The following is a 274-nucleotide window of genomic DNA, read 5'->3' as shown; positions in this document are numbered from 1 at the left end:
CCGTCGGCTGACCCCAAACCGATCCCGATCGTCTGGAATGTGTCAGTCGCCCCAACCAGGTGGTACATCGTATTCAGCAACTTGGGCAGGCAATTGGCAAAATCTACGCTCGCAGTCGGGGGCGAATTGACCAGCCAGGCTCCAACGTCTTCGCCGACAGATACGGTAGATGAAACACCAGCCTTCTGTGCACGGCTAGGCGGCGTGTCGCCGTAATAGGCGGCGTTCGTCGACACTTCCGTGTGGGTCAAAGCAGGGATGCTGCCGTTACCCA

At 58.8% G+C, this 274-nt stretch carries 1 pseudogene; it reads right to left on the bottom strand.

The features are described from left to right. Positions 1–251, bottom strand: a pseudogene (locus SB753_RS37185) (hypothetical protein); the annotation flags it as partial. Positions 252–274: the final 23 nt, after the last annotated feature.

It is taken from the genome of Paraburkholderia sp. SIMBA_053 (assembly GCF_046534895.1).
Classification (GTDB): Bacteria; Pseudomonadota; Gammaproteobacteria; order Burkholderiales; family Burkholderiaceae; genus Paraburkholderia; species Paraburkholderia caledonica.
Note: the sequence above shows the minus strand (reverse complement) of the source record. Positions and strands in the feature narration are given on the sequence as shown.